The sequence below is a fragment of the Kroppenstedtia sanguinis genome, from assembly GCF_050433445.1.
GTDB classification, from domain to species: domain Bacteria; phylum Bacillota; class Bacilli; order Thermoactinomycetales; family DSM-45169; genus Kroppenstedtia; species Kroppenstedtia sanguinis.
This window is the reverse complement of sequence record NZ_JBNPXF010000033.1, coordinates 1-19,645: the sequence shown is the minus strand read 5'-3', so window position 1 is coordinate 19,645 and position 19,645 is coordinate 1. Positions and strand designations below refer to the sequence as shown.

Annotated in this window: 16 protein-coding genes and 1 pseudogene; 12 read left to right on the top strand and 5 right to left on the bottom strand. The window is 47.6% G+C overall.

All coding sequences use genetic code 11. The features are described 5' to 3' along the window. On the bottom strand, positions 1-1,187 hold a 1,187-nt coding region (locus JOD24_RS15195), incomplete at its 3' end, for a DUF4244 domain-containing protein (RefSeq protein ID WP_429247280.1). A gap of 383 nt (positions 1,188-1,570) precedes the next feature. Then, positions 1,571-1,669 carry a DUF255 domain-containing protein gene (locus JOD24_RS15190; RefSeq protein ID WP_429247282.1) on the bottom strand — a complete coding sequence of 33 codons (99 nt, stop codon included), beginning with the start codon at positions 1,667-1,669 and terminating at the stop codon, positions 1,571-1,573. A 118-nt stretch (positions 1,670-1,787) separates the two neighbouring features. On the opposite strand from JOD24_RS15190, the gene JOD24_RS15185 reads away from it, so the two are divergent. The 8 genes and pseudogenes from JOD24_RS15185 (at position 1,788) to JOD24_RS15150 (ending at position 16,029) form a co-directional block, all read left to right on the top strand. Then, positions 1,788-3,383, top strand: a complete 1,596-nt coding sequence (locus tag JOD24_RS15185) for a restriction endonuclease subunit S (RefSeq protein ID WP_429247279.1) — start codon at positions 1,788-1,790, stop codon at positions 3,381-3,383. Between the two features lie 65 nt (positions 3,384-3,448). After that, positions 3,449-4,920: pseudogene (locus JOD24_RS15180) on the top strand (type I restriction-modification system subunit M). A gap of 30 nt (positions 4,921-4,950) precedes the next feature. Then, a complete protein-coding gene (locus JOD24_RS15175) occupies positions 4,951-6,153 on the top strand; it encodes a restriction endonuclease subunit S (protein ID WP_429247278.1) in 1,203 nt (400 codons plus the stop codon). Further along, on the top strand, positions 6,122-9,247 hold the full coding sequence (locus JOD24_RS15170; RefSeq protein ID WP_429247277.1) for a type I restriction endonuclease subunit R: 3,126 nt from the start codon (positions 6,122-6,124) through the stop codon (positions 9,245-9,247). Before JOD24_RS15175 ends, JOD24_RS15170 begins: the two co-directional genes overlap by 32 nt. Positions 9,248-9,270: 23 nt before the next feature. Next, positions 9,271-13,377, top strand: a complete 4,107-nt coding sequence (locus tag JOD24_RS15165) for a sigma factor-like helix-turn-helix DNA-binding protein (protein WP_429247276.1) — start codon at positions 9,271-9,273, stop codon at positions 13,375-13,377. Then, on the top strand, positions 13,361-13,534 hold the full coding sequence (locus tag JOD24_RS15160; RefSeq protein WP_429247275.1) for a hypothetical protein: 174 nt from the start codon (positions 13,361-13,363) through the stop codon (positions 13,532-13,534). The genes JOD24_RS15165 and JOD24_RS15160 overlap by 17 nt, the downstream gene beginning before the upstream one ends. 24 nt (positions 13,535-13,558) lie before the next feature. Continuing rightward, positions 13,559-15,577, top strand: coding sequence for an AAA family ATPase (locus JOD24_RS15155; protein WP_429247274.1), 2,019 nt, complete (start codon positions 13,559-13,561; stop codon positions 15,575-15,577). Between the two features lie 5 nt (positions 15,578-15,582). Next, complete coding sequence (locus JOD24_RS15150) at positions 15,583-16,029, top strand: hypothetical protein (RefSeq protein ID WP_429247273.1); 447 nt, start codon at positions 15,583-15,585, stop codon at positions 16,027-16,029. 46 nt (positions 16,030-16,075) lie between these two features. Here JOD24_RS15150 and JOD24_RS15145 read toward each other — a convergent pair whose 3' ends face one another. Further along, positions 16,076-16,267 carry a hypothetical protein gene (locus JOD24_RS15145; protein ID WP_429247272.1) on the bottom strand — a complete coding sequence of 64 codons (192 nt, stop codon included), beginning with the start codon at positions 16,265-16,267 and terminating at the stop codon, positions 16,076-16,078. 134 nt (positions 16,268-16,401) lie between these two features. On the opposite strand from JOD24_RS15145, the gene JOD24_RS15140 reads away from it, so the two are divergent. Further along, positions 16,402-16,545: a hypothetical protein gene (locus JOD24_RS15140; protein ID WP_429247271.1), complete on the top strand. Its 144-nt coding sequence runs from the start codon at positions 16,402-16,404 to the stop codon at positions 16,543-16,545. A gap of 185 nt (positions 16,546-16,730) precedes the next feature. Here the strand turns inward: JOD24_RS15140 and JOD24_RS15135 are convergent, their stop codons facing one another. Then, positions 16,731-17,189 (bottom strand): hypothetical protein, encoded by a 459-nt coding sequence (locus tag JOD24_RS15135; RefSeq protein ID WP_429247270.1) that lies wholly within the window; start codon positions 17,187-17,189, stop codon positions 16,731-16,733. A gap of 303 nt (positions 17,190-17,492) precedes the next feature. Continuing rightward, positions 17,493-18,449, bottom strand: coding sequence for a DUF4244 domain-containing protein (locus tag JOD24_RS15130; RefSeq protein ID WP_429247281.1), 957 nt, complete (start codon positions 18,447-18,449; stop codon positions 17,493-17,495). Positions 18,450-18,729: 280 nt separating this feature from the next. Between JOD24_RS15130 and JOD24_RS15125 the strand changes: the two genes are divergently transcribed. The 3 genes from JOD24_RS15125 to JOD24_RS15115 are packed head-to-tail and all read left to right on the top strand — an operon-like array spanning position 18,730 to position 19,514. Next, a complete protein-coding gene (locus tag JOD24_RS15125) occupies positions 18,730-18,888 on the top strand; it encodes a hypothetical protein (RefSeq protein ID WP_429247269.1) in 159 nt (52 codons plus the stop codon). A 40-nt stretch (positions 18,889-18,928) separates the two neighbouring features. Beyond that, the gene (locus tag JOD24_RS15120) at positions 18,929-19,324 is read left to right on the top strand and encodes a PaaI family thioesterase (protein ID WP_429247268.1); all 396 of its coding nucleotides are present in this window, start codon (positions 18,929-18,931) and stop codon (positions 19,322-19,324) included. Further along, positions 19,248-19,514, top strand: a complete 267-nt coding sequence (locus JOD24_RS15115) for an NUDIX domain-containing protein (protein WP_429247267.1) — start codon at positions 19,248-19,250, stop codon at positions 19,512-19,514. Before JOD24_RS15120 ends, JOD24_RS15115 begins: the two co-directional genes overlap by 77 nt. Positions 19,515-19,645: the final 131 nt, after the last annotated feature.

Sequence of the window (19,645 nt, the reverse complement as noted above, 5' to 3'; positions counted from 1 at the left end):
TCATTCACTTTCGCTTTTTGCTCAGGGGTCATCTTCTCCCAATCTTCGGGACTGATGTATTGATATTGATCCGCCGCTTCCTGCCCGTTTTTCTTTACCCAGGGCATGGCTAGTGTGCCGTCGCCGGAGATACCGGGGATCATTTGTTGAAATGATTTGCCCAAAGCAGGGGACCCATCGATGATCGCTCCAGCATAGGGGATGAGCAGGCCGATCATGCCCGCAAGGGTGGCACTTCTCCAATCCAATTTGCGGTCTCTCAGCCAGTCAAAGGTGGACTGATCCGCCACTCCACCACTGCCACCACCGATGATCTTAGGCAACCACTTTTGCAGGAAAGGATTTAGTGTGGATTGGGCTAATTTAGCCCCTGCATATCGGGTTACCCCGGCGAACACCCCATAACCGAAGACTCCTGCGAATCCACCAATCCCCATATCCCGCAGGATGGTGTCTGAGTCGTTTCCCTGAAGCCACGACACTCCGCCGGAAATAGCTCCACTGACCAACATCGTTCCCCCAAGGGGAGGGGAGACAAAGAGAGCAATGATGGTTGCAACCGTAGCAAGGGAAAACGTGGGGTGATCCACTACGAAGCTGACGATCTCAAACCATGGATCGACACCGAATACATGATTCCACTTATCGGATAGAGAACTCACTCCGGGTATTAAGAAACTAGATGTGTCTGCGCCGATCCGCTTTATTAAATAGTCTCGGATACAATCAGCATCTTGTCCACAATGTTGAATTGCTTCCCCACGAATTTTCTCCAAGTAATGATCTTTGAGCTCTCCCCCTTTTTTCTTGATACAATCCCAACTAAGGGCACATTCATACCAAGGAGGATCACTCTTTACTGGCTTTACTGGAGGCGTGGATTCGGGCTTCGTATGTAATGGAATAGGGCTGAACTCATCTTCGGGAGGATCGGGCTTTTCGGGCTTAGGGTCTTCTTTGGCCATGTACTTCCCGGCCTTACAGGAAGGTTCCCCGTTTTCATCATAAAGGAAGGGAACAGAGCAAAGAATGACTTGTCGTAAGGATGCCTGCACCGGCTCACTTTTCACAATGCCAACCACGATTCCTGCCAACATCGTAGCGGCTACCATCACAAACACATATTCAACAGTGGGGGAACCTCTTTTGGATCGGATTCCCCGAAAGAGCCAACGTAAAAGATCCAATCAACCCGCCTCCTATTTTGGAAGATTGTTGGTTAATTGGATGATAGTTTATCTTGACTTTTCTAAACAATAGGTCTTTGGTTGTAAAAAGAAAAAATCCAGTGATAGCTGGATTGTGGAAGTTTTATGGAGTTAGTGTAGTCACCAAAGGAGACTCTGACCTTAAACGGTAGTATCAATGAGTCACATGACACCAGGCGTGTTGATTCGCCCTATTTTAGGAAGGAAATAAGATCGGGATGGTGGGGCGGCGGAGAGCCTTTGCGCTCTTTGCAAGAGATCGGAGCCGTCCTACCATCTCCCCATCTCCGTCCCCTCAAGCCATATTTTACGATGAAGACAATGGGAAGAACGAAAGGATTGTTTCGTTCCCACCATCCACTTTATGGTTCATCAACAGCCCTGACATGACACCCATGGCAGGTGGAATACCCGATGGAGAGAAAGATCGGTTGATCTTCCTTTGAATCTCTTCTTCTGATCTTCAGCCGTTCTTTCTGCAGGAATATTGTATCCTCTATTTTTTAGTATTGAAATACCAAAAACGATGTCATATACTATTCTTGTGCGTTGGAAATGGTTTCCGAAGGGGGTGACCGGATGCGTCCACCTCTCCAACGCTTTTTAAACACGATGAATGAACGGGGCTTGGTCAGGTCAGAAACGCATTTAATAGAGGCACTCCGGGTCTGGTGGACGGATCGGGCTCTACAGGAGTCCCCAAGTTCATCTAGGGATCCCGACCGGCTGTTTGAAGTGATGAAAGAGCAGGTGGAAGGAAAGCTGGGCCATTTTCCCGGGGACCGGGATCTATTCTATCAATGCTACCATCTGTTAAAAGATCTGGATGTGATCGACACGGTCACAGAATTGATCCGGGGGGACCAGGGTTACACGCTGTTGCTACCGGAGATGCTGGTCTCCACCTTTGCGGAACGCATCCGGGATGAAGCGACATCCCCCCGTTCCCTTCTGATCACTGAAGCAGAGAAGTTTTTACCCGGACTGAAATCCTTAGTTGAGAGCTATCGGGATGACTTGATCACGTTGACGACAGAGCACTGGCCCATGCATAAGTTGCTGGAATTGGCTTTTGCAAGGGAAGATCATGTCCAGATCCGGTTTCAATCGATTTACAAGCCGATGGAGCTTCCTTTATATGATAAGGTCTTTTCCGTACCGGACTTCGGGGGGAGGTTGAACCCTGCCGAGACCGAGGGTCAGTTTTGGACCCATGAAACAGAAGGAATCGCTGTAGAAAACCTTCTCCGTCATCTGACGGAAAATGGAACCCTCCACCTGATTGCACCAGCCAAATTGACCTTTGGTGGTGCGGGATTGGCCAGACTACGCCAAGAACTGAGCAAGTCCTTTCAAGTAGGAAGAATCGAGGCTTTGCCTGAGGGGAGCCTGCGCCCCTGGACTGGGATCCGGGCTTATTGGATCACCATGTCCAAAAAACCAGTGTCTCAAGTAATCCTTGGGCGTATGACATGGAAAGACGGAAACTTGTCGACGGAGATGGAGCAGCGGGTTTCCCCTCTCCGGTTTGCGGATCGAAAGGATTGGCGTATTGATCTTTACCTTGCCGATAACCAGGATGAACTAGCCCGTTATCAGACTTCCGATATTCCCAAGACCAAATTGAAGGAAGTGGCGGAGATTTTCCGGGGCAAATCGATTATGAAAAAAGATATTCGCCCCGGAGAGATTGCCGTCCTCAACATCTCCAATCTGGAAGAGGGGGAAGTCCTTTGGGACGGGCTGGATACGATCGCCGAGGACCGGCGCAAGGTCCGTCGCTATGAGCTAGAGCCGGGGGATCTGGTCATGACTTGCCGGGGAACCGTCAACAAATTTGCCGTCATCGATCAGCTGCCCCGTACTGTCATCGCCTCCGCCAATATGATTGTTCTGCGCTTTAAGGAAGGGATGGATAGCACCTGGGCCAAAATATTTTTGGAAAGCCCTGTCGGAGCTGCCCTGGTCAAAAGCTTTCAACGGGGGGGAACGGTGATGAATATCAATCCAGGGGATATCGGCGAGTTGGAGATCCCCTGGCCGGATCCAGAGAAACAACAGCGATTGATTGAAGAATACCGACAGGAGTGGGAGCACCTCCGGGAGACAATCCGTGAGGCGGAGGAACGCTGGAAAAGAAAGCGGACGGCGATTGAACAGCAAATGTACCAATGAGAGGGGAACATCATGTCGACCACCACCAATGATGCCCATTTGGGTTTTGAAAAAAACTGTGGGAAATGGCGGATAAACTACGCAACAACATGGACGCCGCCGAGTACAAGCACGTCGTCCTGGGATTGTTGTTCTTAAAATACATATCTGATGCCTTTGAAGAGGAATATGAGCGGTTGTCTCAGGATGAATGGCCGATCCGGAAGACCCGGATGAGTATCTAGCCAACAATATTTTCTGGGTTTCCAGGGAGGCTCGTTGGAAAAACATCCGGGACCACGCCAAAAAGCCAGAAATCGGCCGCATCATCGACGATGCCATGGTGGCCATCGAAAAGGATAACCCTTCGCTTAAAAATGTGTTGCCCAAGGATTATGCGCTTCCCGATCTGGACAAAACCCATTGGGGAGATCATCGCTCTTTTCTCTTTTCCAGTAGGAGACAAGGAGAGTCAGGCCAAGGATGTGCTGGGACGGGTCTATGAGTATTTTCTCAGTCGCTTTGCCAGCGCCGAAGGGAAAAACGGCGGCCAGTTCTACACTCCCCGTACGGTGGTCAAGCTACTCGTGGAAATGATCGAACCCTACAAAGGGCGCATCTATGACCCCTGCTGCGGGTCGGGAGGTATGTTCGTCCAGAGCGAATCTTTCATCCGTGCCCATCAGGGGAGGATTGGGGATGTGGCCGTCTATGGTCAAGAGTCCAACCCCACCACCTGGCGATTGTGCAAGATGAACCTGGCTATTCGGGGCATCGACGGCAACTTGGGGAATAAACCGGCGGACACTTTCCACGAAGATCTGCACCAGCACCTACGCGCCGATTACATTTTTGCTAATCCTTCCTTTAACGTCAGCGACTGGGGTAGAGAACGATTGACTGAGGACAAGCGTTTGAAGTTCGGCACTCCCCCGGTAGGCAACGCCAACTATGCTTGCATTCAGCACATGGTCTCCAAATTGTCTCCCAGCGGTGTTGCGGGCTTTGTTTTAGCTAGTGGCTCCATGTCTACCAATCAAACCTCCGAGGCCGCGATTCGCAAGGGCTTGATCGAAAACGATCAGGTAGATGCCATCGTCACCCTGTCGGGACAGCTCTTCTATTCCATCCAGATCCCAGTCTGTCTCTGGTTCCTCACCAAGAACAAAGCGGCTCAGGGTCATCGAGAGGGGAGATCCTCTTTATCGACGCTCGCAAACTGGGCCACATGGTGAGCCGTATCCACAAGGAATTCAGCAAGGAAGACATCCGCCAGGTGGCAGACACCTATCACGCTTGGAGAGGACAACGAGAAGCCGGAGAGTACAAGGATGTGAAGGGCTTCTGCAAAGCAGCCACCCTGGAGGAAGTGCGTACCCATGATTACATTCTCACTCCCGGTCGCTATGTGGGCATCGAAGAAGTCCAGGGCGACGGCGAGCCCTTCGAGGAGAAGATGACCCGCCTCACCGGAGAGCTGGCGGAACAATTCGCTAAGTCACAACAGCTGGAAGAAGAGATCCGCCGCAATCTGAAAAAGATCGGCTTTGAGTTTTGAACCGGAGTGGAACGGGAGGAGTGATGAGGGATGGGTGTTGAGGGATGGGAAGAGACTTACTTGGGCAATGTTTTAACACTCCAACGTGGTTTTGACATTACAAAGAAACAAATGGAGCCTGGTAATTTTCCTGTTATATCATCCAGTGGTATTTCAGGGACACATAATGAATCTAAAGTAGAAGGGCCTGGAGTGATTGTCGATCGCAAAGGCACACTCGGTACTGTTTTTTTCATTGATAAGGACTATTGGCCCCATGATACCACCCTGTGGGTTAAAGATTTCAAAGGAAACCATCCGAAATTTATATACTACTTTTTAAAAACTCTTCATTTGGAAAGTTATAATGTAGGATCAGCCAATCCCACATTAAACCGGAATCATGTTCATCCCATCCGTGTAAGTTGGCCTAGCAAACTAAAGCAAAAACAAATCGCTGCCATCCTCTCCGCCTTGGATGACAAAATCGAGATCAACAACCGGATGAACCAGACTCTGGAATCCATAGCCCAGGCTCTGTTCCAATCCTGGTTCGTTGACTACGAACCCTTCCGAGACGGGGAGTTCGTGGAAAGTGAGTTGGGGTTGATTCCGAAGGGGTGGGAGGTGAAAACGATCGGTGAAGTTTGTACAATTACCGGAGGTGGAACACCAAAAACCAAAGTGCCTGAGTACTGGGAGAATGGAAATATCCTATGGGCGACACCATCGGATATGACATCGATGGACAGTTCAGTGATCTTTGATACATCACGAAAGATAACCAAGTTGGGTTTGGAGAAAAGTTCAGCTAAGTTGCTTCCAATAGGTACAGTACTAATGACGAGTCGTGCTACAATCGGCTACAGCTCAATCGCAATGAAAGAAATCAGTACAAATCAAGGGTTTATTAATATCATTTGTGATAAAGACCTTTCTAACTATCACCTAATGTTTTGGATTAAGTATTACAAAGAAGACGTTGAGGGTCGAGCCAATGGAAGTACTTTTTTAGAAATCAGTAAGAAAGCCTTTAAAGAAATCAAGGTAATAGTCCCGCCGATCAAAGTGCAGGAAGAATACAATGAGATAATAAAAGGAATAGTCGAAAAGGTATATAGTCATCAGCTGGAAACGCAAACCCTACAATCCCTCCGCGATACCCTGTTGCCCAAGCTGATGTCCGGAGAGATTCGTGTACCCATCGAAGAGGAGGCATCCCATGAACGAATTGACGGAACCGAAGCTGGATGAGCCAGCGGTGATGGATTGGTTGGAGGAGTTGGGGTTTGAGAGGGCTTCCGGGCCGGAGATCTCCCCAGAGGGGGAGTATCCAGAGCGGGGGGATTATGGGGAGGTGATCCTGGAGGAGCGCTTGCGGGAGGCGCTGACCGGGATCAACCCTCATATCCCGCCGGAAGGAATCGAGGAAGCGGTGCGCAGGGTGAAGATTCCCCAAGGGATGGATCTGTTGGAGAACAACCTGGCCTTCCACCGTATGCTGACTGAGGGGGTGGATGTGCAGCTCCGGCGGGAGGACGGCAGTATCAAGACGGACAAGGTGTGGCTGTTGGATTATGATCGGCCGGAACGCAACAACTGGTTGGCGGTCAACCAGTTTCGCGTGTGGAAGGGATACGGCCACAAACCCGTCCGCACCGACGTGATTCTCTTCGTCAACGGGATGCCCCTGGTGCTGTTTGAATTGAAAAGCGCTCTCGATGAAGAGAAGAAGTTGACCCACGCCTACAACCAGATCCAAAACTACAAATCCTGGGTTCCTGAATTGTTCACCACCCACGCCTTTTCCGTCATCAGCGACGGGACCAACGCCCGGGTGGGGACGCTGACGGCGGATGAGGACCGCTACATGTGGTGGCGCACCATGGACGGCGTCGAGCTGGCTCCCGACAGCATTCCCCAGATGGAAGTGCTGATCAAGGGGATGCTCTACCCGCACCGGCTGTTGGATCTCCTGCGCCACTTCCTCCTGTTCCAGACCGATGGCCGCCATACTTCCAAGATCCTGGCAGGGTACCATCAGTACCACGCCGCCAACAAGGCAGTGGAGAGCACTCTGCGGGCGACAGAGGAGGAGGGGGATCGCAAGATCGGGGTGATCTGGCACACCCAAGGCTCGGGCAAAAGTTTGTCCATGGTCTTCTATGCCGGTAAACTGATGCAGGAGCTGAACAATCCCACCCTGGTCATCCTCACCGACCGTAATGACCTGGACGATCAGCTCTTCGGTACTTTTAGCCGCTCGCAACAGTTACTCCGGGAACAACCAAAACAGGCGAACAATCGGGAGCATTTGCGGGATCTGCTGAATCGGGAGTCTGGAGGCATCATCTTTACCACCATTCACAAATTTGCCCCAGATAAGGAAGGGGAGACCCTGAGTGCGATCACCCACCGCAGGAATGTGGTCGTCATCGCTGATGAAGCCCATCGTAGTCAATATGGCTTCAAGGCACGAGTGGTGAAAAAGAAGGATCAGGCCCAGGTGAAGTTCGGCCATGCCAAATACATGCGGGATGCCTTGCCCAATGCCTCTTACATCGGCTTTACCGGCACTCCGGTGGAGCTGGCGGACAAGAACACTCCCGCCGTCTTCGGTGACTACATAGACATCTACGATATGACCCGGGCCGTAGAAGACGGGACCACGGTGAAGATCTACTATGAGAGCCGCATCGCCAGATTGGAGCTGTCTGATGCGGAGAAACCCCGTCTGGATGATGAGTATGAGGAGATCACCGAGTACCAGGAGGCGGAAGAGCGGGAAAAACTAAAATCCAAGTGGTCCCGGTTGGAAGCCTTGGTCGGTTCGGAGAAACGGGTGCGGCAGGTGGCCCAAGACATCGTCCATCACTTTGAGGAGCGGCAGCAAGCCATTTCCGGTAAAGGGATGGTGGTCACCATGTCCCGCCGTATCGCTGTCGATCTTTACGATGCTATCATCCAAGTGCGGCCGGACTGGCACAGCGACGACTTGGAGCACGGGAAGATCAAGGTGATCTTCACCGGTGGGAAAGCGGAGGATGAGGAGAAGATGCGCCCTCATCACACGACCAAAAAGCAACGGGAGATGCTGGCCAAGCGGATGAAGGACCCAGAGGATCCTCTCGCCATGGTGATCGTGGTCGATATGTGGCTAACCGGTTTCGATGCCCCTTGCATGCATACTCTGTATGTGGATAAACCGATGCGGGGCCACAACCTGATGCAGGCCATCGCCCGGGTGAACCGGGTGTTCCAAGACAAGCCCGGCGGGTTGGTGGTGGACTACATCGGGATCGCTGATTCTCTGAAGACCGCCCTTACCCAATATACCGAGAGTGACCGTCGCACTACTGGGGTGGATACAGAGCAAGCGGTGGAGGTGTTGCTAGAGAAGTACGACTTGATTCGGGATCTCCTCCACGGCTTCGACTATCGTCTGTTCCTGACGGGTGGCCCGGCGGATCGGATGCGGGTCATTACCCAGGGAGTAGATGTGGTACTCGGCTTGAAAGAAGAGGAGAAAAAGAAGTTTATGCAGTGGGTGACGGAACTGGCTAAAGCCTATGCCCTCTGTTCTACGACAGAACAAGCGAAGCGGATCAACCGGGAGATCGGGCTCTTCAAAGCGATCAAATCCGGTATCGTTAAGCTGATCCCCGCCGACAGTCGGCGCAAATCGGCCGCCCAGTTGGATGCGGAAATCAACCAGCTGGTGTCCAAGTCCGTCATCTCTGAGGGTGTGGTCGACGTGTTGGGTTCTGTTGGACTGAATAAGCCGAATATCGCGATTCTGTCTGACGAATTTTTGGAAGAGGTCAAAGGATTGGAACAGAAAAACTTGGCAGTCGAATTGCTCCGTCGCCTCCTCAAAGGGAAAGTCCGAACGGTGCAACGAGACAACATGGTTCAGGCTAAAAAATTCTCTGAGTTGTTGGAGCAAGCGATTGTCAAATACCAGAACCGGGCGATTGAAACTACTCAGGTGATCGTAGAGATGATCGAGTTGGCTAAACAGATGAACCAGGCTCACCGTCGGGGGGAAGACTTAGGCCTGTCTAAGGAAGAAGTGGCCTTCTATGATGCCCTGGCTACCAATAGCTCCGCCAAGGAAATGATGGAGGACGACATCTTGAAACAGATTGCGCGGGATCTGACCCGAGCTATCAAAAATGATATGAGCATCGACTGGAACCTGCGCGAGAGCGTCCAGGCCAAGATGCGGGTCAACATCAAGCGCTTGTTGAAAAAGTACGGATACCCGCCGGATCAACAGCAGGACGCAATCGAAACCGTCATGAAGCAGGCCCATCTGATGTGTCTCAGCGAAGCGAAAACACTTTAACCGAGGGGAGTGGCATCGGTAGTATGAAGGAACAACCTCTTTTCGCCTTTTTGGACGGATGGCAACCGGCGGCGGCCAGGGAAGCAGAGGCTGTGGAGCGGATGGTCTACGACGATCCGCCCTCCGCCCTCATCCGAAGCCGCAAATGGCTGGAAGGGATCGTGGATTGGTTGCTGAAAGAGGAGGGAGTCGTCGATGTCTATGAAAACCTGGCCGAGCGAACCCGAGCCTTGAAGCGGGAAGGGTTCATCACGGAAACGATCTTTGACGCGATGGAAATGCTCCGGCTGGAAGGAAACAAAGCCGCCCATCAGAACGGTTACGGCACGGTGGAGGAATCTCTAAGGGCCCACCGCTACTTGTACCAGCTGGCGGTTTGGTGGATGGAGGTGTATGGGAGCGCCGACTTTCAGGCGCCCCCCTACCGCCATCCCCCGGTGGACAGAGGGGTGGATACAGCAGAGATCGAGCGGGTGATCAGTCAGACGCTGGAGGAGAAGCTGAGCAGTATGGAAGAATGGTTGATCAAAAGAGCTTCTAAGGAGAATGCGCCCTCCACCACGATGGTTGATGACCGGGGTAATCTGGAGAACGAAGGTGAACTTGAAAAGGATGGCCCCTTTGACTTGATCGCATATCTAAAGGAACACGGATTGGATCCCATCGATAAACGGGGTGCTGGTGGCTCACTATGGGTGATTGGCGGATGGGAGTTAAACAAGATTCTTTTTCCTTTAAAGAAATATCAAATCTATTTTCGTTTCTCAAAGAAAGGGGGGCGTGCAACTGGCAGACGACCAGGTTGGTTCCTATTGGTAAAGGCATCGAAGAATGTTCCGAAATCGGAAGGGAAAAGTGGACAATCGGCTCAGACAGACCGAGCTGAGGAAAAAGTCAACGGCGAGTCCAAGATAAGAGACGCATTGATTCCTGAAGCAAAAGGAGAATCTGATCAGCTCATCATTCCGGAGCATTTGCAAGGGTGGTCTGTCCATCGATTTGAATCGAGTCCTGTTACAGAGTTTTCCGCTTATACAGGGATCCAAACCTTTTCCGATATCACCGTGGAAGGTCTGCGGGATTGGTATCGGCAAAACCGGAGAGGATTTTATAATTTAACAAGCCAATTGTGGTTTTTTGGAGTTCATTTTGGAGGAGAGTTACAGCAAATTGTTGATTTGCACCATGACAAGCCGCTGCGCTGGATCTATAGCGATCACCCACTGGAGAGGCCTGTGGAAGAGGTGCTTCCGATTTCTGTACAATCCAATTTTAAACGTTTTGGTATCCATCAGGTCAGTCAGATGAATCACTTGCCCTTAGATTCCATTCAGTGGGTAACTCAAGAGGCTTTTTACGAGACGATGAACATATTGTCAAAGCATTTTTCGCTTATGACTGAGGAGGGGATGGTGGAGCAAAAAACAGTATGTTTTGAAGGTAAGAAACTTGTTATTCCTCCTGATGAGCTGGGAATGAAACTGAGCCATCAGAAGTTTCCCGGGTGTCAATCATTGATCAACGGAATGAAAAGGGAATTGGGGATCCAAAAGGTATCCGATCTACCAAATGACCTTTCTGTTTTCCAGGCACAATTAAAGGGGGTTGGGCCCGGGCGCATAAAAAAATTCTTTTTGTTACTACAGGATGTGTTTGCGGAAAAGTTAAACAAGGATCAAGAATATGGGTTAAAAGAAGGTGAGCTCCATTTTGGTTCTATAAGTTTGGTATTGCCCTCAAACCTTAGGAAACAATCACTGGATGTATCCGATTTTCCAACCTGTCCCGGGATGGTGGAGAGTTTAAAAACGAATGGGATCAAGCAATATGATCAACTTCCAAGTGATTTGATGGATTTAACTTACATTCCACAAGTGGGTAAAAAGTCGTTGGATAAATTCACTAAATATCTACAAGTCAAAGTGGAACGGGCAAAAGAAGAGGAAGAAGAACAGAAGATCATTGAATCGATGGATGAGGAAGAGTTGCTACACTATGAATTTAATCGATTTGCCCGTCGATTAGATGAAATGTTATCACATAACAGTATCTGTGATGAATTAAATATGAGTTCTCGAGCGTTAGAAATGTTCCGTAAGCGCTATGAGAGTGATTTAAAGGGCAAACGTTTCACCTTGGAGGAATTGGGGCAAGAGTATGGACTTACTCGAGAAAGAATTCGTCAGATAGTGAAAAAAGCAGTAAACAAAATCGCAGCATTGGGGCGCAAGTGGTGGAAAGGAATATTGGATCGGTTGGAGAAAAACGAAGGTCGTCTTTCTAACAAATGGGTTAGGGAACGCTCTTTTCGAAATTACTTGATTTTAGAAGTGTTAGAACATCAGGGTGTTCACTTGGCTTTCGATCGTTGGATTCTAACAAATTGCAGTCCGAAGGATCTGTTGAAAATGGAGAGAGAAATTGTAAAGTCAGTAGATAGACAATTGGAAGGTTCTTTATGGACACAAAAGGAAATTGAAACATGGATGAATTCATGCGCTGAAGAATGGAATTTACCTGTTGACTCCATTCGTCATTATGTTTATCCACGTTTGGAGCAGGTTTCAGATCAACGATTTATCCTGAAAAAGTACAAAAAGAAAAATATGGTCTTGATCGTGATGAAAGAATTTAAAGAAGGAATAGAAGTTTACAAGGAAGCCAATCTCTTGGTTGAAAGAGCGAATCGGTTAATTCCAGGACTGTTTAAAAAGGGCAGAGAATTCACCTCCATCTGTACCCGTGAACAGTTGGAGGACCTCTATCTATGGGGACGGGGGGTCTACATCCACCGGATGTTTGTCCAGGAGGATGTTGATTTCCTGCAGGGATTGGCGGAAGAGATGGCAGAGAAGTTAAGTAGTCGCCAAGTCTTTTCCATCTATCCTTTTTATAATCGGAATCAAGAGGAAATGAATAAGCGGAATATCCCCAATGAGTATGCCTTGTATTCACTTCTCAGACGACATTGTTCTCACATCGTTTCATTCCCGAAGTTTCCTAAAGTAGTTAAATTGGGTTCCTATGTTAATATACGAAACGAAGAATTGATCAAAGATTACATTCGTGAAAGAGGAACAGCGGTTTCGCTTGATGAGTTGAGACAGGAGTTTTGTGATAATCAAGGATGGAAGCTGTTTACCCTACAGTTTACACTGAATGCTGCTAAAGACTTTATCCAAGTCGATCTCGGCAAGTATGGATTACTTGAATTCTACGAGGAGATTGAACAGGATTCTCTTCAAAATATTGCTGATCAGATCAAAGAAAAGCTGACGGATTTGTCTTCCATTCAAATCAACGGTTTGTTCAAAGAGAATAAAGCCTACTGCTTGTCTAAAGGGATTCGTTCCAGCTATATGCTGTATAACCTTTTAAAATTGCTTTTTAAAAATCAATTTGAATTTATCCGGTACCCCCATATTGCAAGAAAAGGGGTGGAATCTGAATCATTGACGGTTGTCTCTCTGGTTGAGGAGTTCATCCTGGCGGAACAGACAGTGGTTGATCGTGAAGAGGTGCTTCATTGGCTGACAGAAGAAGTGGGCGGGCGTCCTCAATCCTTTGACAATGCGCTCATCTATTCCGAGGAAATTTTCTACTATAAACGGGGGAGATATGGAGAATATATACACCGTGATGTACTGGGGTGGAATGATAGTAAATCTGAACAACTGAGGAGGCAGGTTATGAGTGTTTTGGATGAAGAGGAGGAGGTGTTTGGTCATCCATTTGTATCGATCGATAAGTGTTTAATGCCGGAGGACCTTCCGGACTTGGATATTGAATTACCCTGGACCCGGGACTTGTTAATAGATTGTATAAGAAAGGATGGGGATTTTCTCTTGCTGGGGGCCAGAGGCCATATTGTAACAAAAAAGGAAAACCGGAAAGACATCAGAAGCAATACGGGTTTTGTTGAATATGTACTTCAATCTGATTTTGATGGAGCGGCCAAGATGAAGGATCTATCCGAAAAGCTGATCGAATATCAATATTCATCTGACGGGGAACTGCTACAGGAAGTGGATCAGCAAGTGGAAAGTGGTCAGGCCGCTTTTCAAAAAATAGGTGATGAGTTGATTATCCGTTCATTGCCCAGGGGGTTAGATTATGAGTCGGAATGCTGATGACATTTTGCTTGGTCAGTTAAGAGAGATGATTTCTGATGAAAAATCCTTGACACAAGAGATCGTTATCAAAGCAGTGGAATTAGCAAGCGGAAAAAATCTTTCCGTGGAAACCTTATCAAAAAAATTGGAGCGGGAGATTGATAAATCAGTATAGTGGAGATGAAAGGGAGGGAAAGGAATGATCATCAAAAAGATGACTTTTGATCATTTCCGGCAATTCTACGGCATACAGACGATCCAATTTGCTGGATTTCAAGATCATCGACTGGTGACGGTGATCCTGGGGGAAAATGGACGAGGAAAAACCGGGATTTATCGCGGCCTTCTGTTTGCCCTCTATGGGGATATTCATTTGGATCAGGATCCTGCCGGTTCCAAAATCATTTTGGCCAATACCAAAGCTCTCCAGGAAGATTTGAGGTTGGAGAACAAAGGAGTAACCAGCTCGGTGACGGTGGAGTTTGTACATGAAGGAGCCGATTATACTTTAAAAAGGTCGATGCTCTCTATTCAAGATGAAGGAGGGACAATTACTGAGCAGCCGAAACAGGTGCTTCTGTCCTCCAATCAAGGGCTCCCCGAAACCGATCCACAAAAAGTGGACCAATTTGTCAACAGGATTTTGGATTCTCGGGTCAAGAACTATTTTTTCTTCGACGGTGAGAGAATCGAGCGATTGACAAGAGTTTCACAACATCAGCGAAAAGAAATAGAGTATGGGATTAAAAACTTGTTAAACATTGATCAACTTTTGAAAGCGCAAAAAATCATCCGTATGTTAAATGATAAACTGACAAAAAAATTGCAAAAACATTCCACTGGAGATTACAGAAAGAAACTTCAGGAAAAGATCGAAGTGGAGGCCAGACAAAATAAGACTCGTGGTATGATTCAACAATTAATGGATCAGTTGCTGACGAAGGAGGAAAAAATTGAGGAAATTGAAGCAGAGTTAGAAAATCATCAGCAGGGCGCGGAGCAGATTAAGCAATATCAATTACTTGAGAGAAACTTGAAAGAAAAAAGAGTGGAGTATCACGGGTCCTTGCGACGGCTGCGTGATTTCAACGGGATTTTGCAGCTGCTTCTGGCAAAAGATACTCTTCTTCGTGTCAATAGACATTTGGACATCCTCATAGACAATCACCAGGATGGGGTCGAGGTGAGTGTTGAACTTCTCCGTGATATTCTCAAAGAAATGACTTGTATATGTGGTACTGAAGTACGAAAGGGTACGCCTGCCTTTGACCGGATAAAATCTTTAGAGAAAACTCTCTCATCTAAGGTTGAAAAACGTTATTTTTATCAACTGAACTCCGAAATCAATAAGCTCATAGGGTATTTAGAAGATAGGGAAAGTGAGTTGGATTATTTATTGGAAGAGGTGCAAAGAAAGGGGAGGGAGACGGAGTCCGTTAAGAAGGATATGGATTACTTAGGTGAACGTCTTCGGAACATGAACCTTCCCGATTTGGGGTCTCTACATAAACAGCGAAGTCAATATGTTGAGGAGAAACTGACTTTGGAACAGCAAATTGATCAACAGAAAAAAATATTACAAGAGAAGGAAAACAAGCTGAACCGACTTGAGTTAGAGCTAAATGGGCTGAAAAGAAAAAGTGGTATTCACCAAAAGTTAGCGCAAAAACAAGAAGCTGTCTCAAAAGCTATGCGGGCTATTGAATCTATGATTAAAAAGTATGAGGAGGAAGTGATCGTTCGGTTGGAGAAAATGACCACTTCCAATTTAAAACGCCTGCTAGATGAAAGCGGGAAATTGAATATAAAGGAAGTGAAAGTGGGAAGAGATTATTCATTAGAGGTTTTAAATAGTTATGGGTATTCCTTCTTGGCCAATATCTCACAGGGGCAGCGTCAGGTATTATCTCTTAGTTTTATATCCGCCTTGGCACAAATCGCAGGCGGCAAAGAAATGTTGGAGATGCCTTTGTTTATGGATACGCCTTTCGGGCGGTTGTCTTCCACTCACCAGATGAACTTATTGTCCTTCATACCGAAGGTTTGTTCTCAATGGGTGTTACTTGTGACCGATCGGGAATTTGGCTCCAAAGAAAAGGAAGTCTTTATGCAGAGTAACTGCTGGAGTAAATTTTATGTTTTAGAAAGCGTGGAACCGGGTGTAACAAAAATTGTGGAACTGAATTCTTGTGACACTGCAGTTGCTTTGAAGGAGTGAGCAAGTTGGAACAAGACTTATCGGGCTATCGCGTCAGGGTTCGAAAGGAATACTTGTCTATCTATCAAGATCTGATTAAGAAGAATATATTCACAGAACATAATCAGTTCTTTACTTTTTGTGTTTGCGTTGGCCATCAGTTAGGAATTCAGGAAATGGATTATCCAAAGGTGGAGCTATGTCGGATTGATACTTTCTCCACTTATCAAATGACCGCCTTCCGGGCTATGATTTTTGAACAATCACCGTCGGTTAGGTACGAGCTGATTGAATGGTTTTCACAAATTGAACTGATGGCTGATGCCGGATTGAAGTATCTTGTTGAAGGTATTCTGAAAGATTCTATAAACATGACCGATGGGCGAATTTCATTAATTGATGGTGTCGAGGAGGAGTTGCAAATCACTTTGTCAACTTTTGTGAGTTCCGAATTGAAGAAAGTACCGTTTTAAAATGAATGGCTTGGTTCCGGGTCAATTCCATCGCAGGGTAAGTTACCTATTTCTGGTGAAAGCAGTATAATTGGATCATTAGAATGATTCGACATAGAATTCCTCTCGTCACCATAACAAACATCCCGACCCCTATGGACAGAGTCGGGATGTTTGTCATCTCCGCCACTACAATCACGATCAGAATCAAGACCAACAAGATGATTCGGGTTTGCAGCTTCAACTTTTGTTTCTTCACGGTGTGTGTTCCATTCTATCTGGATTAGTGAGACAGCGGGGCTTCATGGTGCGTCTTTGGCTCCTCAGAACAGCGGAAGCGAGTCCAAGAACACACTCAATTACAACGCTTGTCCAGGGGTGGACACCCCGCTGGTGCAAAACCAATTGGCGCATCTGGCACAGGAAGAGGGGATTTCCAAGGAGGAAGCCTTGAATAAGCATCTGTTGCAAATAGGCGCTGAAACGGTTCATCAAAGGATCGGAGATCGCCGCTTACGCCGTCTAACTCGCCTCTGAGGGCGTGGCTTCCGTCACCGGGGAGAGCATCAGCGTCTGCAGCGGTTGGTCACAGTGTCACACATCGTGCTTTGGGTCTGGTATATCATTTCATTAGGCGCTTGCACAGTTGACAATGTTTCACCGTATTTACATAACATTCTTGCCGATTTAAAATTCATTCAATCTCAAACCTACCAAATCACTTATTCATACGAAGGATACTTCACAAACTTTATTTCAATCTCACTGTTGTCCTTTATATTCCATTCGACAAAAACATATGATTCATCAAATGTATCCCAGTGTTTACCTTCTTCTAAATCTATTAAAAACTGCTCCCTTAGACTACCATCAATCAACCATCCGCTTAAGTCTTCAATATACCATCCTGTAACTGGATCTTCAAAATCATTCCCCTCACCTGTATCCAATATAAAAACTTTGCCTATTTTTTTTGCTTCCTGTTGAACGAATTGTAGATATCCGTCATTTCCCATCATTGTATGCACCTTTCGTAAAATCTCAGGCGTATTGATTAGCCATATTTTGGGTGGGAGATCGTGTTCACCCACGCGACCGTTGCCATCCAGCAAGGAAGTAATGACTGGCCGCTCCAAATCTGACCGTCGGGGCAGGGGCAAAGCCTTTCGGAAGTATTTCAAGGAAGAATGTTACCCCTAAACGCCCCTCCCTTCAGATTCTCCGCTGGGTAGGATGGCTACCTTCATCTAGAGCTTCAGCTCCCTTGGATTGTAGTGCTTGTGGCGCATCCCTAATTTCAAATTGTAGTGCCCATGGCGCAACCTTGAATTTAAGATTGTAGTGCTTGTGGTGCAAAGGTCACTTTGCACCCACAGGGCACAAGTCTCGCCAAGGTCGCTTCCGCTCCCAGGTCTCGCTATGGCAGTACACGACTTCCTCCACCGCCTATTTTTTGGTTAATCAACAGCCCTACTTTGAAAACATTAATCACCAAATACCCTTATTGCATTTCGAAACCTAGCATTCATTATTGCGCCATCTTTTAAAGGAGTTATAAAGTTACCTTGCATATCAGTTACTACAACATCATTACCTTTACGATAAAATAATGCATCCCCAGAGCCCCTATTACCATCTGGCAATTTCTTTCCAATACCTCTCCAAGAGCCTTGTCTAACCTCATTAGGCGATTTATGTATATTTTTAATGTGATTTTTTATCCATTGGCGATTTTCAGGAACTTTAGGATCCAAACCATAATCTTGAGCATGTTTACCTGACTTTTTCCCAAATTGTTTACCATTAATTTTTAGCTCCGGGCTTTTAAACGATTTCTTTCCCTTACCGTTATTCGATGGTTTTCCGCCGCCTGTACTACCTCCTCCATCACCCTTAAACCTTTTTGTAAGGCTGTTCCATTTATTATCAAACCACCCGGTAAATCGTTCAAAAAATGATGGGCTCTCTTTCGCATTCCTTCCGTCACCCCTGTAACCGCCGCCGTTGTCAACGTGGCCGCCTGCGCCTCGCGGGCCCCCACCTTTTGGCCCGCCAAAACCGCTGTTGCCCTGGATATCCAGATTCATCGTCCGTTGAACCTTCAGGGATTCCTTTGCATCCGAGGACAACCCCGTTAAACGATTCCAACCGTTTTTTACAGAGTCTACACCCCTGGTGACCCACCCGGGGCTGTCATCAGTACCATCCTTGCCCTCGGTGGCACTTCCGTTAAGTGACATGGCCTGTTCGATTTTCTGAATTAAAGTTCCTTTGATCTCCTTGCTGTCGATAACGGATAGAAGAATCATCGCCAATGTAGCACCAGCCGCTAAAATAGTAACATACTCAATGGTTTGTGAACCCCGCCGATCAAACAACATTCTCTTTAACCGGGTTAAAAACCTCAAAAAATCACCTACCCTATTTGAAATAACAATCATCAACCCCGATTTTATCCAATTTAAGAACAATAGGTAATAGTAGGAAAGTTTTATTTTCCGATTTGTCTGTATTAGGGCCCGACCAGTGCAGGGTTGCAGCAGGTACTTGATAATGGGGATGTCGAGTTCGGACTGGTGTAACATTCACCGGTCTTTTTCATTTTCCGCGGAGGGTTTTTATGGTATAACGAGAGGGGAGTACAATTGCTACAGCCGGATCCGCACCAAGTGATGTGATCCAATTTTGATCACTGATGAGGATTGAAAAGAGGGTACAAAGATGACCCTGGACGGTTTGTTGAAAGAATTGCAGGATCTGAACGCCAACGAACGGGAAACGATACACAAACAAGTGAAGGCGTTTAAACGGACACGGATTAGCCTGTTGGCCTATATTGAAGAAATGATGAACTTCCAGTCTCCGGGATATGATGAATAAGAGGGAGCATATATTCACCGGATGTTGGTGACAGACGAAAATGAAAAACCGGTACAAGATCCTTCACGGGGGAATTACCGCCACTTTCATCGATACGGCGATGGGCTCCTCGGTCTTTCAGGAAGTGGGTCGGGATCGACGATCGGTCACCCTCGATCTGAATATAAGCTTCCTGAAACCGGCGGTGGAAGGGTGGTTGACTTCCCAAACCCGGGTGATCAAGAAAGGGCGGATCATCATCGTTCTGGAAACCAAGGTGGCAGATGAACGGGACCGGTTGATCGCCCGGGCCGCCGACGGTGGGATGGAGAGACGGGTGGGATTTTCCCGGAGGGGGATTGGAACCTGCGGAGCCCCTGATGGAGGCACTGTATCGGGAGGTGCAGGAGGAGACAGGGCTTTCCATCCGGGTGGTGGGTCCTGCTTACATCTATGATGACCTTCAGGAAGAGAAGCACCTGATTATCATCAAGTTCGCTTGTCGACAACCGGTGGGCGAAGTGAAACTGAGTGCTGAGCACGACAGTTATCACTGGACCCGGATGGATGAATTGGATTCGTCCCCCTATCCCGAGTGGATGAAAGAGGAGATCCGTCGCGCTTACCGTATCTATATGGAACGATGAAAAAGGCCGCCCCCGATCGGAGCGGCCTCTGTTTATTTCATTTTGGACCAGTCGATACTCTCTTCCACGATCTGGGCCAATGTTTCGAGATGGTTCCGATCGATATCATCGAAGCGGTTGGGGACGGGGCT

Coding starts and splice junctions, on each gene's coding strand:
- JOD24_RS15125 (WP_429247269.1), top strand. CDS start 18,730: ATGACCCTGGACGGTTTGTTGAAAGAATTGCAGGATCTGAACGCCAAC.
- JOD24_RS15185 (WP_429247279.1), top strand. CDS start 1,788: ATGCGTCCACCTCTCCAACGCTTTTTAAACACGATGAATGAACGGGGC.
- JOD24_RS15170 (WP_429247277.1), top strand. CDS start 6,122: ATGAACGAATTGACGGAACCGAAGCTGGATGAGCCAGCGGTGATGGAT.
- JOD24_RS15160 (WP_429247275.1), top strand. CDS start 13,361: ATGAGTCGGAATGCTGATGACATTTTGCTTGGTCAGTTAAGAGAGATG.
- JOD24_RS15120 (WP_429247268.1), top strand. CDS start 18,929: ATGAAAAACCGGTACAAGATCCTTCACGGGGGAATTACCGCCACTTTC.
- JOD24_RS15155 (WP_429247274.1), top strand. CDS start 13,559: ATGATCATCAAAAAGATGACTTTTGATCATTTCCGGCAATTCTACGGC.
- JOD24_RS15115 (WP_429247267.1), top strand. CDS start 19,248: ATGGAGGCACTGTATCGGGAGGTGCAGGAGGAGACAGGGCTTTCCATC.
- JOD24_RS15165 (WP_429247276.1), top strand. CDS start 9,271: ATGAAGGAACAACCTCTTTTCGCCTTTTTGGACGGATGGCAACCGGCG.
- JOD24_RS15175 (WP_429247278.1), top strand. CDS start 4,951: ATGGGTGTTGAGGGATGGGAAGAGACTTACTTGGGCAATGTTTTAACA.
- JOD24_RS15130 (WP_429247281.1), bottom strand. CDS start 18,449: ATGATTGTTATTTCAAATAGGGTAGGTGATTTTTTGAGGTTTTTAACC.